At 64.1% G+C, this 13,735-nt stretch carries 14 protein-coding genes; 3 read left to right on the top strand and 11 right to left on the bottom strand.

Annotation, left to right across the window (positions count from 1 at the left end; genetic code table 11):
* Nucleotides 1-98: 98 nt before the first annotated feature.
* The 7 genes from H8F26_RS15070 to H8F26_RS15045 all read right to left on the bottom strand — a co-directional run bounded on the left by H8F26_RS15070 (nucleotide 99) and on the right by H8F26_RS15045 (nucleotide 8,263).
* A complete protein-coding gene (locus H8F26_RS15070; RefSeq protein WP_197155269.1) occupies nucleotides 99-2,267 on the bottom strand; it encodes a glutamine synthetase III in 2,169 nt (722 codons plus the stop codon).
* Between the two features lie 76 nt (nucleotides 2,268-2,343).
* The gene (locus H8F26_RS15065) at nucleotides 2,344-2,736 is read right to left on the bottom strand and encodes a Hepatitis C virus core protein (protein ID WP_197155262.1); all 393 of its coding nucleotides are present in this window, start codon (nucleotides 2,734-2,736) and stop codon (nucleotides 2,344-2,346) included.
* Between the two features lie 37 nt (nucleotides 2,737-2,773).
* A complete protein-coding gene (locus H8F26_RS15060) occupies nucleotides 2,774-4,522 on the bottom strand; it encodes an NAD-dependent malic enzyme (protein WP_231605254.1) in 1,749 nt (582 codons plus the stop codon).
* 75 nt (nucleotides 4,523-4,597) lie between these two features.
* On the bottom strand, nucleotides 4,598-5,329 hold the full coding sequence (locus H8F26_RS15055; protein WP_197155260.1) for a pirin-like bicupin family protein: 732 nt from the start codon (nucleotides 5,327-5,329) through the stop codon (nucleotides 4,598-4,600).
* A 16-nt stretch (nucleotides 5,330-5,345) separates the two neighbouring features.
* On the bottom strand, nucleotides 5,346-6,992 hold the full coding sequence (locus tag H8F26_RS15050; protein WP_370594711.1) for a glycosyltransferase: 1,647 nt from the start codon (nucleotides 6,990-6,992) through the stop codon (nucleotides 5,346-5,348).
* Between the two features lie 6 nt (nucleotides 6,993-6,998).
* Nucleotides 6,999-7,556, bottom strand: a complete 558-nt coding sequence (locus H8F26_RS19580; RefSeq protein WP_231597883.1) for a hypothetical protein — start codon at nucleotides 7,554-7,556, stop codon at nucleotides 6,999-7,001.
* The gene (locus H8F26_RS15045; protein ID WP_197155258.1) at nucleotides 7,556-8,263 is read right to left on the bottom strand and encodes a DUF4079 domain-containing protein; all 708 of its coding nucleotides are present in this window, start codon (nucleotides 8,261-8,263) and stop codon (nucleotides 7,556-7,558) included. Before H8F26_RS15045 ends, H8F26_RS19580 begins: the two co-directional genes overlap by 1 nt.
* 179 nt (nucleotides 8,264-8,442) lie before the next feature.
* Between H8F26_RS15045 and H8F26_RS15040 the strand changes: the two genes are divergently transcribed.
* Both H8F26_RS15040 and H8F26_RS15035 read left to right on the top strand, forming a co-directional pair.
* Nucleotides 8,443-8,925, top strand: a complete 483-nt coding sequence (locus H8F26_RS15040; RefSeq protein WP_197155256.1) for a PilZ domain-containing protein — start codon at nucleotides 8,443-8,445, stop codon at nucleotides 8,923-8,925.
* A gap of 1,055 nt (nucleotides 8,926-9,980) precedes the next feature.
* The gene (locus H8F26_RS15035; protein WP_197155254.1) at nucleotides 9,981-10,361 is read left to right on the top strand and encodes a hypothetical protein; all 381 of its coding nucleotides are present in this window, start codon (nucleotides 9,981-9,983) and stop codon (nucleotides 10,359-10,361) included.
* Nucleotides 10,362-10,391: 30 nt separating this feature from the next.
* Here H8F26_RS15035 and H8F26_RS15030 read toward each other — a convergent pair whose 3' ends face one another.
* From H8F26_RS15030 to H8F26_RS15015, 4 genes are all read right to left on the bottom strand, one after another.
* Nucleotides 10,392-10,628 carry a hypothetical protein gene (locus H8F26_RS15030; RefSeq protein WP_197155253.1) on the bottom strand — a complete coding sequence of 79 codons (237 nt, stop codon included), beginning with the start codon at nucleotides 10,626-10,628 and terminating at the stop codon, nucleotides 10,392-10,394.
* Between the two features lie 77 nt (nucleotides 10,629-10,705).
* Entirely contained in the window at nucleotides 10,706-12,283 is a 1,578-nt protein-coding gene (locus H8F26_RS15025) for a Na/Pi cotransporter family protein (RefSeq protein ID WP_231597882.1), read from the bottom strand.
* 170 nt (nucleotides 12,284-12,453) lie between these two features.
* Nucleotides 12,454-12,924, bottom strand: coding sequence for a thiol-disulfide oxidoreductase DCC family protein (locus H8F26_RS15020; protein WP_197155249.1), 471 nt, complete (start codon nucleotides 12,922-12,924; stop codon nucleotides 12,454-12,456).
* A gap of 23 nt (nucleotides 12,925-12,947) precedes the next feature.
* A complete protein-coding gene (locus tag H8F26_RS15015; protein ID WP_197155247.1) occupies nucleotides 12,948-13,187 on the bottom strand; it encodes a hypothetical protein in 240 nt (79 codons plus the stop codon).
* A 34-nt stretch (nucleotides 13,188-13,221) separates the two neighbouring features.
* On the opposite strand from H8F26_RS15015, the gene H8F26_RS15010 reads away from it, so the two are divergent.
* A complete protein-coding gene (locus H8F26_RS15010; protein WP_197155245.1) occupies nucleotides 13,222-13,701 on the top strand; it encodes a secondary thiamine-phosphate synthase enzyme YjbQ in 480 nt (159 codons plus the stop codon).
* The last annotated feature ends 34 nt before the right edge of the window (nucleotides 13,702-13,735 follow it).

Raw genomic sequence — 13,735 nt, 5'->3', positions numbered from 1 at the left:
CTCCAGGGCGCCAGCGCTGCTTCGGCAGAAAGCCCCGAAGGGCGAGCCTTCGGGGCCAAGAACAACCCGATGTGAGTAGGGGCTGAATCAGGTCAGACTCAACGCAAGAACAGCATCTCCTGGTAGGAAGGCAGGGGCCAGAGATTGTCGTCCACCAGGGCTTCCAGCCCATCCACTGCAGTGCGCAGGTCTGACATCAAGGGAAGCAGTGTTTCAGCACAGTGCCGCATGTGGGCCTCGGTGCCGTGGGGGGGCTGATCAATCGCCGTCTGGAGGGAGCCACTGACTTCCATCAAGGTCTGGCTGAGGGAGGCAACCGCATTCTGGGTTTCGGGAGACACCTGCAGGCCCATGGCGGTCTGCAACTGCAGCGAGCCAGCCAATTCACCCAGATAGCGCATGGCGGCAGGGTAAATCTGAGACCGGGCAATCTGCACGGCCAGCTTGGCTTCCACTTCAATCGCAAGAATATATTGCTCTGCGTAGACCTCGAATCGGCTCTCCAGTTCGACCGGTGTCAGCACACCGGTGTGCTCAAACAGTTCACGAGTGGAAGCACGTTGCAACACCGGCAGGGCATCCGCTGTGGTACGAAGATTCTCAAGACCACGCTCTTCAACAGCCATGCGATGCCAGGCATCGGAATAGCCATCGCCACCGAAGACCACGTTGCCGTGCTTCTCCATGACCTCTTTGAGCACAACCAGACTGGCTTCTTCCACGGAGGTTCCACTGGACAGCTTGGCTTCCAGCTGATCGGACACCCAGGCCAGTGAATCGGCCAGAATCGTGTTCAGAGACACCAGCGGTCCAGCCACAGACTGGCCCGAGCCCACGGCACGGAATTCGAAGCGATTACCGGTGAAGGCAAAGGGAGACGTGCGGTTGCGGTCGCCGGCATCCTTGGGGAATTCGGGAAGGGTCGCCACACCGAAATCCATCATTCCGCCGATGGATGAACTACTCAGGCGTCCCTCACGGATCTGGTTGAACACATCCTCAAGCTGACTCCCCAGATAGACCGAAATGATCGCCGGGGGTGCTTCGTTGGCCCCAAGACGGTGGTCGTTGCTGGCCGTGGCGATCACCGCCCGCAACAGTGGACCATAGAGATGGACACCTCGGATCACCGCACCGCAGAACAGCAGGAACTGCAGATTCTCGTGAGGCGTGTTGCCGGGATCGAGGAGGTTGCCCTGGGTTGCGTTGCCGATCGACCAGTTGACATGTTTGCCGGAGCCGTTGATGCCGGCAAAGGGCTTTTCATGCAGCAGGCACACCATGCCGTGCTTCTTGGCCGTGTTGCGCAGCACGGTCATGGTCAGCTGCTGGTGGTCGGTGGCTACATTGGCCGCCTCAAAATAAGGAGCAATCTCGAACTGGGAGGGAGCCACCTCGTTATGGCGGGTCTTGGCGGGAATGCCGAGCTTGTAGAGCTGACGCTCCACGTCCTGCATGAACACCTGCACCCGTTCGGGGATCGCGCCGAAGTAGTGGTCATCGAACTGCTGGCCCTTGGCAGACGACTTGCCGAACAGGGTGCGACCTGCCAGCAGGAGGTCGGGGCGCAGAGGCAGATAGGCATTATCGATCAGGAAATACTCCTGCTCCGCGCCACAGCTGGAGTTCACCTGAGCGATGTCGGTTTCGCCCAGGAGACCCAGCAGCCGCTGGGCCTCGGCATTGACAGCGGCATTGGAGCGGAGCAGAGGGGTCTTCTTGTCGAGGGCCTCGCCCGTCCAGGAGACGAAGACGGTGGGGATGCAGAGGGTGACGCCATTGGGCGTCTCCATCAGATAGGCCGGACTGGTGATGTCCCAGGCGGTGTAGCCGCGGGCCTCGAAGGTGGAGCGGATGCCGCCATTGGGGAACGAAGAACCATCCGGCTCGCCCTGCACCAGCAACTTGCCGGTGAATTCCGTGATGGCGCTGCCATCTCCCTGGGGAGAGATGAAACCATCATGTTTTTCGGCCGTGGAGTTGGTGAGGGGATAGAAAACATGGGAGTAATAAAGGGCACCCCTTGCCGTAGCCCATTCCTTCATGGCCTGGGCCACCACATTGGCCACCGACACATCGAGCTTGCTGCCGTCCTTGATGGTGCGCTGCACCGACTTGAAAATCTCCTTCGGCATCGCCGCCTTCATTTTGGCGAGCGTGAATACGTCACTGCACCAGAGCTCTTCAAGGCTCTGGACCGGAGCGGTGGCCACCGGCTGTCGTTGCTGAATCTGCTGTGCAACGGCGAAGCGCTGGGGGCTGGGCATGGTGAAGGACGAGAGGCGGATGAACGACATCCAATCCCGAGACCCCTCCCTCTCCTTGCAGCGGTTGCTACAGAACTCAGCCCAGGTAATGGCGATGCACCGGCCGGCACCAGTAGACCAGCAGCGCCACGTTGGTGACCCACAACAGAGGAAGCACCAGGGCCAGAACCGGTCGGCCAGAGGCCACCAGAGCCAGTCGCACGATCCCATAGGAGAGGCTGGTCGCCAGACTCATGGACAGGGCGACGATCGCCAGAATCTGACCCCAGCGTCGCCAGCGCAGCAGGGCGATACAGGCCACAAGACCCACGACGATCGTGGGCAGGACAGCGCTGCTGATCACCACCAGATTGGCGACCTTCAGGTCAGGATCCAACAGAATCACCGCGATGCCTAGGGGGATCGCCAGGATGTTGGCGATCAGTCCGGCCCAGGCCAGGCTCTGATAGCCACTTGGGGGATCCTGCATGTGGGGAGGGGTCAGTGCGGGGGACGGGGGGACGGGCTCAGATGGCTTGCACCGGGCCATAGTCTGCGCTCCAGCGCGCCGCCTCCAGGCAGGCCAGGGCCTCCGCTTCCGTGGTGGCATGTCGGGCCAGGCCCTCGGCCATGGCTGTGATGGCCACGGCTTCGGCCACCGTGGCGGAAATCGACTGCACCTCTGAAAGCGACGGCATCAGCGGAGCGTCCGGATCCTTGGTCGCTGGGATCCTCTCCGCCAGGGCCAGGGTTGCGGATTCGATCATCGCCTCACTCACCTGGCGCGCTCCCACGGCCACTGCCGCAAAACCCAGGCCCGGATAGAGGAAGCAGTTGTTGCATTGCCCGATCCGTCGACTCTGACCTTCGACAACCACGGGATCAAAGGGGCTACCCGTGGCCACCAGGGCCCGCCCATGGCTCCAGGCCAGCAGGTCGGCCGGAGTGGCCTCACCCAGGGTGGTGGGGTTGGAGAGGGGAAGAATCACCGGACGGGGCACCACGGACCCCGGCAAGCTGGTCCCTCGGGTTGAACCATCGCCGTCAAGGCCACCCAGCATCGTCTCCACCACCTCCCGGGTGAAGGCCCCGGCCACCGTCGAGGTGCCGATCAACACGCTGGGCCGCACCGCTTCCACCACCGCCAGCAGGCCAATCCGGCCTGAGGCATCACGGCGGAAGCTGCCGGCCTCCTGACGGGGACGACCGAAGGCCGCAGCGGCCTCACCCGCGTCACCGTCCAGCAGCAGGCCGTCGCGATCAATCGCCCAGATGTGGGCCCTGGCCTCCGCCTCCCCCATCCCCTCGGCCCGCAGTAACCGCACCAGCCGATCGGCGATCCCGCAACCGGCGGTGCCAGCGCCGAACACCACAATCCTTTGCCCGCTCAGCTGCCGCCCCTGACCGCGGCAGGCCGCCAGGATCGCCGCTGCGGCCACCCCACTGGTGCCCTGGATGTCGTCGTTGAAGCTGGGAATCCGTTGCCGGTACAGCGCCAGGTTGTGGCGCGCCTGGTGCGTGCCGAAGTCTTCCCAGTGCAGCAGGCAACCCGGGAAGGTACGCTCCACCGCGCCGATGAAGCGCTCGATGAATCGGTCGTAGGCCTCGCCCCGCAGCCGCGGCTGGCGCAGCCCCGGATAGAGGGGGTCATCCAGCAGCTCCTGGCGGTCAGTCCCCACATCCAGCACCACCGGCAACATCTGGGCCGGATGGAGACCGGCGCAGAGGGTGTAGACGGCCAGCTTGCCCAGGCAGATCTCGATGCCCCCCACCCCCTGATCCCCGATACCAAGGATCCCCTCCGAATCGGTCACCAGCACCAGATTCACGGGTCGGCCCGCCGCAGCCTGTTGCAGCAAGGTCTCAAGTCGGTCCTGCTGGGACGGCAGCAGATAGACCCCCTGACTGGGACTGCGATAGCGGTGGCCGAAACGCTGGATGGCGCGCCCCACGGTGGGGGTGTAGACCACGGGCAGCACCGCCTCGATGTGATCGCTGAGGAAGCGGTAGAACAGCACCAGATTGCTCTGGCGAAGCTGAGCCGCAAAGGCGAATTTCTGCAGGTCGTCGTCGAAAGCCTCGAAGATCCGCCAGGCACGCTCGGCCTGCAGCTCCAGTGATTCCTCCTGCCAGGGGAGCAGCGCCTCGAGGCCGAGCTCCCGTCGCTCCTGTCTGGTGAAGGCCGTGTCCTTGTTGAGCAGAGGATCGGCCAGAACGGCGGCCCCCCGCAGACGCGTGGCCTGCACCGGATGGATCGCGTGGGACGGAACAGACACCGGAGACGACCTGGCAACCGACAGACAGCGCTGCCGGAGGGGGTCCTCACCCTGCCATGGGCCCGGGCTGGGTAATCAACGCAGCTCGAAGAGCAGCACGTCGGCGGGCTCCCTCCCCGCACGGAAGGCCCCGATCGAGGCGGCGTCAAAGCCGAGACCGTCACCCGCCAGCAAAGGAGCGCCAGCCTCGGCAATCTCGAGACTGCCCTCGATCATCTGGATCCATCCCTGGGTGCCGGGCTCGAGCGGGTTGGCCAGACGATCGCCCGGCTGGGGCCTGGCCCGCCAGAGCCGTACGGGGCGCTCGATCGCCATGGCACCGCCAGATCCTTCCGGATCGAGCAGGAGGGTCCAACCAGCGCCGATGGCGAAGGGCTTCTGCTCGTAGGCGGGCGGAATGCCGCGGCGGCTGGGCTCGATCCAGATCTGCAAGAGCCGGCAGGGCGTGGAGCCGCCATTGATCTCGCTGTGGACCACACCGGTGCCGGCACTCATCCGCTGGACTTCACCAGCTCGCAGGATCTCGGCATGGCCCATCGAGTCGCGGTGATGCAACTCCCCCTGCACCATCACGGTGATGATCTCCATGTCGCGATGGGGATGCATGCCGAAGCCCCGGCCGGCGGCGATGGTGTCGTCGTTGATCACCTTCAGTGGGCCAAAGCCCATCCAGGCGGGATCAAAGTGATGCGAGAACGAAAACGTGTGCCAGCTCTCCAGCCAGTCGAAGCTGCTGTGGAACCGCTCGCCAGCACGGCGACAGAGCAGCAACGGAGAGGGCCTGGTCTCAAGGGGAACGGCGGGCATGGGGGTCAGGCGAACGTCAGGAAACTCTGCGATCCCTTGCCGTGCCTGGCAAGTCTTCAACCCAGCTCCGCTGGGGGATCAGGCTGCGCTGAAACCAGGTCTCGGGCCCGCAGGGGCGCAGCAGCAACCGCAGCACCGCCGGCAGGGCCAGCAGCTCGAAGGGCGCCGTGCGCTGCGGCCAGAGCCGATCACGGCGGTACAGAAGCGTCTGCAGCTGGTCACGCTGCTGCGGCGACAGTGCTCCCCAGCGCCCCGCCAGGCGCCAGCCATCCCGCCGCCGGTCGCCCAGCGAGGAGATGAGCAGCGGCGACTCCAGAAGCTCCAGGGGCACTGCGTCCAGACCGGGCAAGCCCTCCACGGTGCAGACAACGTCTGACGACGTGATACAGGATTCTGCAGCCGGCGATGACTGAGCAGGGGCCTCCAACTCGATCCCCTCTTCACTGATCGCCATCACGCTCAGGCTCAGCGGTGGCAGCGGAGCCCCCTCCTGGATCGGGGTCAACCGGATCAGCGGCTTCGGCTCGAGCCGGAACCAGGGGAGATCGCTGTCGGCGCTGCGATCCCAGCAGCAGCGCACCGCCAGCAGCAGGAGCAGCAGGTTCGTGCAGGCCCAGACCATGGTCACAACCCTGGTGGCGGGCGGAAGCGGATCCAGAGCCGCGAGCTCTGGGCCGGTGAGGGGCCCGTTCAACAGATGCACCAAAGCGATCAGCTGGAGGCTGAGCAAAAACAACAAGGGGAGCAGCAGTTGTCGTGACGGTCCAAGCCGGCGGCCCCAGGGACGCTGCTTGGGCGTCACATGAAAGCGAAGGGGGCGCCCGAACAGGGTGGACAGCACCGCGCCAGCCAGAGGGACGACAAACAACCAGCGGTACAGCTCAGGCAACAGGGCCGTGCGCGCATGGCCACTCAACCAGCGGCTGAGAAGCATTTGCGCCAGAAAGAGAGGCAGCGCTTCACTGAACAGGCCGGCGGCAGTGAGACGGATTGGTGCCACCCCGAGCAAGCCAAGGCTCAGCGGAAACAGCAACAGCAGCAGCTGAGGCAGCACATTGAACCAGTGCAGGATCCCCTCGAGATAGGCCAGGCGCTGCAGTGGGGTCAGGCCACGGATGCGGAAGGGGCTGGCTCCGGTGCGCAGGATCTGCAACGTGCCGCTGGCCCAGCGGCAGCGCTGGCGAGTCATGGCGGCTGCGGTGAGCGGAGCCAGGCCGGCGCTGAGCTTTTCGGCCACGAAAATGTTGCGGTATCCGGCGGCTGCAATCTGGATTCCCGTGGCCAGATCTTCCGAAGATGTGGCGGTAACGAAGCCGCCCACCTGCTCAAGGGCGCTGCGGCGCATCACGAAGGATGTGCCGGCACAGACCACGGCACCGAGGGCCTGCCGAGTGGGTTCGATCCAGCGATAGAAAGTTTCCTCGTCAGGCAGCAGCCATCGCTCCATGGACGCATTGCGTACCACGGGATCAGCATTCATGTAACTCTGCGGGGTCTGCACAAACCCAACGCTGGAGTCATCGAACAGCCCTACGGTGCGCCGAAGGAATCCATTCAGTGGAACCACGTCGGCATCGAAGACAGCCACGAGGTCACCACTGCTGTGCAGAAGGGCATGGTTCAGGTTGCCGGCCTTGGCATGGAGCCGTTCCCCACGACTCAGGTAGAGTCATCCCAGCCGGCGGCAGAGCAGCTCCAGCTCAGGGCAGGCAGCGTCATCGAGCAACCAAACGGTCTTGATGGGATAGTCCATCGCCAGACAACCGCGCAGGCAGCGTTCCACCAGGCCAAGCGGCTCGCCATAGGTGGGGACGAACACATCGACCCTGAGCAGAGGGTTTGCCGAGAGGGAAGCAACCGCCGACTCCTCATCGCAAAGATGCAGTACGGACGGTGGGTCGCTCTCAGTTTGCCTCGCTGTCTGGATGCATGGAACAGCGACAGGGGTGTCCCGACGGTCAGCCGCAGAAGCAAGGGCATGCTGGGTCATCCGGCCTTCCAGCCGGGCGGCGGCGGCGGCCACAGTGGCCGTCACAGGAGGAGGGGGTATCAGGGTGAACCAGAGCTGCAGGAAGGTGGTGGCCAGCAGCAGCAACTCAGCCGCCAGCAGCAGAAGGCTCAGGCCAGTTGACAGGGGTGAACTGAGGTTGAGCGTGCTGCCGCAACGCCAGATCAGATAACGCGCTGCCAGAACGGTGAGCAGCGCCACAGCCCAGGGAAGACGCATCAACCCGCTGGCGGCTGGAGCGGCGGGCAGACCTGACGAACAAAGTCGCAGGTCGCAATGGCGGGTTTCTGCCAGTTCAGGGGGATTTCCAGCAGATCGCGCGGCCCACTGATGCCCTGGGCAAGAAGCAGCAGACCCGCCAGGGCACTGGCAGTCAGGTGAAGGCGACGCCAGGGGAGGCTGCGAAGAATCTCGGGGCGTGCCGCGACACCGAAGAGCAGCAGGCCGGTGAGTCCGACCCCTCCCCAGAAGTGGGATTGCCAGAAGGCCGGGTCAAGTGGATTGTCGCTGAGTCGCCAGACCTCAGGCTGCATACCCAGGCCGATGACGCCGATCCAGCACAACAGGGCAAACGTGGCCCTGTAGGGAGCGGCCTTGGCCCGCCAGAGCAGCACGAGGGCAGCAGTTGTACCGAGCAGCACCAGCACGAGCAGGACCAGGCGTCCTGCGCCGCCTTCGAAGGCGGAGAGGGGATGCTTTGTCGCGATCACCACGCTGAGAGCCACCAGCTCGATTGCCACCACCGTCGTGGCCAGCCAACGGCCCAGATCGGCATGTTCTCGGCCACTGGTGGGAGGGGTCTTGGCCTGCTTGAGGCGCCGCTGGCGGGTCTGCTGAGCCAGACGGAGCACGATGCCGAGCAGTGGATAGACCACCACCACAGCCAGCACGGGATGTATCAGCCACAACCAGTCGATCGTCTGCATGGTGGAAGCTTGACTCGTGAAAACCGTAGGGGAATTACCGCTGAGTTTCAGCAACGGATTTTCCTGAGGGAGGACTCCCGCGCTCTGGTCCAGCCCTGGCCCACCGCCCCCGGACGGTGTGTAGTACGGCGAACAGCGACGACGCCCGTAGAGCGAGCGCCTGGCAGGGGGCTGATGTTTTGCCGGAGCCGTTTGCAGCAGGCATCGCAGACTCCCAGAACCGCTGGGGGGCGCTGCCTGCTGAAATGTGGGAAGCTCTGGCTGAATACCGTCGGATCACAGCCACATCTATGGTCGAGCAGCCAAGGCGGGAAGAGAGATTTCTTCTGCCGGCCATCACGATCTGGATCGGTGCCATCTTCACCGTGAATGACCTGCAACACCACGGCAGACTCTGGGATATCAGCTGGTCGGGATGCTGCCTGCTATTTCCTCCTGGCGAAAGAGTGAATGCCAGTCAGAAGGGATCACTGTTGATTTCCCATCCCAGCACCAACAGTGTGATCCCCACCGCAGTTATGGTGATGTGGGTGGACAGGGAAGCTGGCGGCACCTATGCCGGCTGTCGCTTTTCCCGAAGGGTTGATTTCAGTCAAACCTTTCTCAGGGGCCTGATGGTTCCTCATGAAGCAGTCCGTCCCCCGGGAGGTCGTCTTCTCTGAGATTTCAGCACCTTAGGGCTCCTTGGCTACAGGGACCCCATGGCGCGCCATTCCCCGGAAAGAGTTGAGTGATGAAGCGGCATGGTTCAGCTGTTGACTCATAAAGATCTGCATCCGACCGACGAGCGCCTGCAACGACCCTTGGAAAGGTTGGAAACATTGCAAGGTCACTCCGGGGGGAACCCCATTCAGCTGTTGCATGGCTTTGCCAACCAATTCAGCCAGTCACAGATCTTGGGATTGCGACGGCGGAAACCCTGATGGTGACTTCTTCTACCAAGGTTTCATCAACTCATTCACGTCATGGTTCCGCACTGGCATTGATTGATGCGAAGTCTGATTGCAACCTTGCCACGCAGAAGGTCCGGCACTAGAAGCGCCGGACCTCATTGAGCAGCCTTAAAGGTTCGGCGCCGATCGTGAGCCGAATCTCTGCTGCTTGCCTGGATTGTCAATGGATCAGGCCGTCGGCCTGGCAAAAGTCCGATCACGGCAATCGAATCATCCCGCAAGGAGATCAAGAAGAATGATCAAGGGTGCCGTAGCTTCGGGGCAAATTGTATTGACTCTAACTCTGAACTCAATACCTCCAAGGCTGTGATGTGGAAGGTGAAACGTTGACAACAAACAGAATCACGAAGGACGGCGGTATGCAAGAAGCAGAGAAGACGTAGAGCAACTGGCTTGCGATCCTGGGGCCGATGGTTCAGGCGAACATCTGCTGAGCCCAAGGGCACCTGTCGCGATGCGAAGGGCGATAGCGAATTGCAAAAATCCAGACGATCGTTCCTGGGTCAGCCAGAGAATAATCGCTTCGGAGAGCAGTTCAGACCATCGTGCAGATGTTGATCTTTAGTTGAGACTGTTGGAGCAGGACGCAGGATGTCAGTTGACTCTGAACTGATGACGCGGTGGAGTTTCATCCATCTCTGGTCCTCCGAATCTTGATGGCTTCAGTCTTGCTCTGAGCACCAGTTCCGTCCATAGGTATTGATGCCTCAGCCTGTCGTCTTTCCCTGGGCCTGCCGCGGGCAAGGCGCTCCGGCAAGATTGGGATGCCCTCGCCCCGAACCATGGCCCGCTTGATGGTGGTGCTGAAGCCCGTCGTCGCCTGTGCGGCCGGGGAGTTGATCCCCCAGCTTGAGCCGGTGCTTCAGGCCCTTGAGGCCACTGTGGACGAGCGCAGTGCCACGCACCTGGGCGGAAGCTTCGTGCAGGCGCCCGTGGGCCTGAAGGTTCAGCTCTTCGGCGACGTGCAACCCCGCTCCGATGGATACGAACTCGAAATCGTGTTGATGAGTGGCGAGCCGATGGCAGGAGGGTCCCGCAACACCCGGCTGGCCCTTGAAGGTCTGCTGAGCGAAGTGGAGACCCGTTCCCCTGGCCTGAAGGTGGTGTTCCGCTCCGATCGGGATGGCCCCTGCCGCCCCCGTTAGAGCTGCCACCCCCGGCTGGAGCAAAGGATGTCAGGCGGCGGCGGCATGGCGGCCGCTGCGTGCCATGAGGCCTTCCTGATCGGCAGGCACCACCAGAATCTCCAGGGGGCTGAGCCAATCGAGGGCTTCCTCCAGCTCCTGCCTGGGGCGGCGGTCGTGCTTGCCGATGCCACCGGTGAGCACCGGCACATCCACCCCTGCCAGGCTGGCCGCGCCCTTCGCGGCTGACGTCGGGATGGCGATCGCGAAACTGAAGGATGTTTCCACAGGGTGGCCGCGTTCTCTGAGGACGCCGCAGCATCCCTGGGTTGATCAGCCTTGCCTGATCAGGGAGGAGAAACCATTCATGTCATGGCTCGACCGGTGTCCTGGGGAACAGGCCCAGCATGGTCGAGATGGTGACCAATCCGCTCGATGTGGAGGCAGACCCGTTCCAGCCAACGCATCGCCTCGAGCTCTCGCGTGCCCTCCTCCACATCGAGATGACCCAGGGCCACCTCCTGCATCACCTGGTGGCGGCAGTGGTGCTCCTGGCTTGCCAGAGTGCGCACCAGGGCTCCACTGGCGCTGGAGATCCCAGCCCAGTCGTGCTGCACGGCCCTGAGAACCACAGCGTCGAGCAGAGCGGCAAACTGCTGCCGTTCTTCAGCCAGCTGGCTGGAGCCGATCAGGGTGGCGAGGCGATCGGGTTCCTCCTCGCAGCGCTCATGCAACCGCTGCAGGTGGTCGAGCCCATGCAGCAGGTGGATCAGGCGCTGACCGCTGTGGCGTTCCAGATGATCGAGATGGATCTGATCGAGGTAGGTCTCGGTGCGGTCAAGATCAGCCTGGAGGTTGGCGAGCTGGTGTGGCAGCCGCGGTGGCGGCTGGGCAGCTGCCGGCGGACCGGCTCCCCCCAGAGACCGGCGCAGCAGCTCCAGCAGCTCGCGCAGCTCCTGTTCGACCGCGCGGCGTGCCTGATCAATGGCCAGGTGGGCATCGTCGGGGGGAGCCTGGTCCAGGGCATCGGCCCAGGAACGGGGACCCGATGGCACCAGGGCGCGGATCAGGTGCGCGAAGGCGCCCGTGAAGGGCAGGGCGAGAGCCACCCCCAGCAGATTGAAGCCGCTGTGAAAACTGGTCAGGGCAAATTCCGGCTCGGCGGCCAGGCGCTGCGGCCAGATCTCCTGCCAGAACCAGACCACGGGGTTGAGCAGAATCAGCCCCACCAGAGCACTGAGCAGGTTGAAGCAGAGGTGAGCCATGCCGGTGCGACGGGCGCTGATGCTGCTGCCCAGGGCCGCCACGACCGCACTGACCGAGGAGCCCACGTCCATGCCCACCACCAGGGCTCCGGCCTGGCCCAGATCGAGTCCCCCCGCGGCGAGGGCCATCAGGGTGCTGGCCACTCCGGCGGCGGAGCTCTGGGTGATCACAGTGGTGACCAGACCCAGGGCCACCAGCTGCAGGCGGCCGAGCCAGTGGCTGCCATCGAATCGCGTCGGATCGAGCAGCAATCCCTGGCCAGCCATGGCGGCCTTGATGCCGTCGAGCCCCAGGAAGAGAAGGCCAAAGCCCGCCAGGGCGAAGCCGATCACCGCCCAGCGGCCCCTGCCGAAGATGCGCAGCAGCGCGCCCACCAGAATCAGCGGAAGCAGGGCGCGACCCAGAGACCAGCGGATCCCCAGCAAGGCCACCAACCAGCCCAGGGCAGTGCTGCCCAGGTTTGCCCCGAAAATGATGCCGAGCGAATCGGGGAAGCGGATCAGCCCTGCCCCGACAAATCCCACGGTGGTGACCGTGGTGGCGCTGGACGACTGCAGCAGCGCCGTGGCAACGGCACCGGTCACCGCCCCGCTCAGGGGAGTGCGGGTGAAGCGCAGCAGGGCGGTACGCAGCTGGGCACCAGCCAGGTTCCGCAGGTTCTCGGTCAGCACCGACATGCCGAGCATGAACAGGCCGAGCCCTCCGAGTGCGCTCAGGAGTCGGGTCCCCGCGTCGATGGATCCAGCTCCTGAGGATGGCCTGTTGCTGCACTGTTGCAACGGCTGCGGCTGACCACCTGACTTGGCAAAGGAATGCAGCGTGCGCGCCTCCAGGCGGACACGCTGCGTCAGAGGGAGCAGCGCCCCTCGCGTTCACAACAGAGCTGATCAAGGGACGGCCGGCCGGTGAGCCGCAGCCGCCAGAGGGCCCACAGGCGATAGAGGCCATCGGCGATGCCACGCAACAACGGCCAGCGGCTGGGGGCATAGAGCCAGCCCAGCCCCACCAGCGCATAGGCCCGTCGGAAGACCTCCACATCACGCACCACCTCGCCACTGCCGGTCAGGCCATGGATGCGCTCCATCGCATCGCGATAGCTGATCTCGCCATGGCTGGAGGGGTCGTAATCGACCGCAGCGACATCGACGAAGGCGAGCCGTCCATGCTCACCGTCACGCCTGCGCAGGAAGCGCACCTCCCGCAGGCAGAGCGGACAGCCTCCGTCGTAGAGGATCGTGAGGTCTGCAGCAGCGGCACCGGGGGCGGGGAATGGACCGCCGGAAGGGCTGGCGACGGTCTGGAGGGGGGTCTGGCTCATTTCTTGCAGAAGAAGGACCTGGTTCACTTCTTGCGGCAGTAGCTCCCGCCCACGTTCATCCATCCTTCCGGACAGGCTTCACCGTTGGTGGGCCGCACGGTGTAGTTCATCAGGCCCAGGGTGCTGCACTTGCCATTGAGGGTGTCGACGTAGCCCATCGGGCAGATCGAGCCGATCTTGGGCACCACCCGCTGCGCCTGGGCCGGCAGGGCCAGGAGCGCCAGGGCCGAAAGGCCAAGCATCCATGCAAACGGATTGCGCATCGAGGAATGGAGCGTCTGCTTCTGATCCGATGCTATGCAGCGCAACCGCCCGATTCGAACCGTGCTCCGCCAGAGCCTGCACCGCCTCAGCGTCACCACCTGCGGCGACGGCTTCACCGATCTCACCGCCGAGCTGCAGCTGCGGATCGCCAGCAGCGGCCTGCACAGCGGTCTCGCCACCCTGGTGGCACTGCACACCAGTTGCAGCCTCACCATCAATGAGAACGCCGACCCTCGGGTTCTGGATGATCTGGCCGCTTACCTGCGGGCGCTGGTGCCCCAGGAAGGGGTGCGGCCGATCAGTGGCGAAGGTGGCCGCTACCGCTACCGCCACGACGATGAGGGCCCCGACGACATGCCAGCCCACATCCGCACCAGCCTCACAGCGACCAGCCTCAGCCTTGCGTTTGAGGAGAAGCGCCTCGTGCTGGGAACCTGGCAGGCGGTCTATCTCTGGGAGCACCGGGCCGTGCCCCACCGCCGCCAGCTGAGCCTTCACCTGATCGGTGACTGAGGCTGATCGGTGACTGGGGCGGCCCAGCCTTCAC

This window comes from Synechococcus sp. CBW1006, assembly GCF_015840525.1.
Taxonomy (GTDB): Bacteria; Cyanobacteriota; Cyanobacteriia; order PCC-6307; family Cyanobiaceae; genus CBW1002.
The sequence above is the reverse complement of the archived record's forward strand: the minus strand, read 5'-3'. Positions and strand labels throughout refer to the sequence as shown.

What these genes read in the sequence shown, in the direction of transcription:
- H8F26_RS15025 (WP_231597882.1), bottom strand. Translation starts at nt 12,283, where the DNA reads ATGTCGGTGCTGACCGAGAACCTGCGGAACCTGGCTGGTGCCCAGCTG.
- H8F26_RS15070 (WP_197155269.1), bottom strand. Translation starts at nt 2,267, where the DNA reads ATGCCCAGCCCCCAGCGCTTCGCCGTTGCACAGCAGATTCAGCAACGA.
- H8F26_RS15045 (WP_197155258.1), bottom strand. Translation starts at nt 8,263, where the DNA reads ATGCAGACGATCGACTGGTTGTGGCTGATACATCCCGTGCTGGCTGTG.
- H8F26_RS19580 (WP_231597883.1), bottom strand. Translation starts at nt 7,556, where the DNA reads ATGCGTCTTCCCTGGGCTGTGGCGCTGCTCACCGTTCTGGCAGCGCGT.
- H8F26_RS15015 (WP_197155247.1), bottom strand. Translation starts at nt 13,187, where the DNA reads ATGCGCAATCCGTTTGCATGGATGCTTGGCCTTTCGGCCCTGGCGCTC.
- H8F26_RS15010 (WP_197155245.1), top strand. Translation starts at nt 13,222, where the DNA reads ATGCAGCGCAACCGCCCGATTCGAACCGTGCTCCGCCAGAGCCTGCAC.
- H8F26_RS15020 (WP_197155249.1), bottom strand. Translation starts at nt 12,924, where the DNA reads ATGAGCCAGACCCCCCTCCAGACCGTCGCCAGCCCTTCCGGCGGTCCA.
- H8F26_RS15055 (WP_197155260.1), bottom strand. Translation starts at nt 5,329, where the DNA reads ATGCCCGCCGTTCCCCTTGAGACCAGGCCCTCTCCGTTGCTGCTCTGT.
- H8F26_RS15065 (WP_197155262.1), bottom strand. Translation starts at nt 2,736, where the DNA reads ATGCAGGATCCCCCAAGTGGCTATCAGAGCCTGGCCTGGGCCGGACTG.
- H8F26_RS15035 (WP_197155254.1), top strand. Translation starts at nt 9,981, where the DNA reads ATGCCCTCGCCCCGAACCATGGCCCGCTTGATGGTGGTGCTGAAGCCC.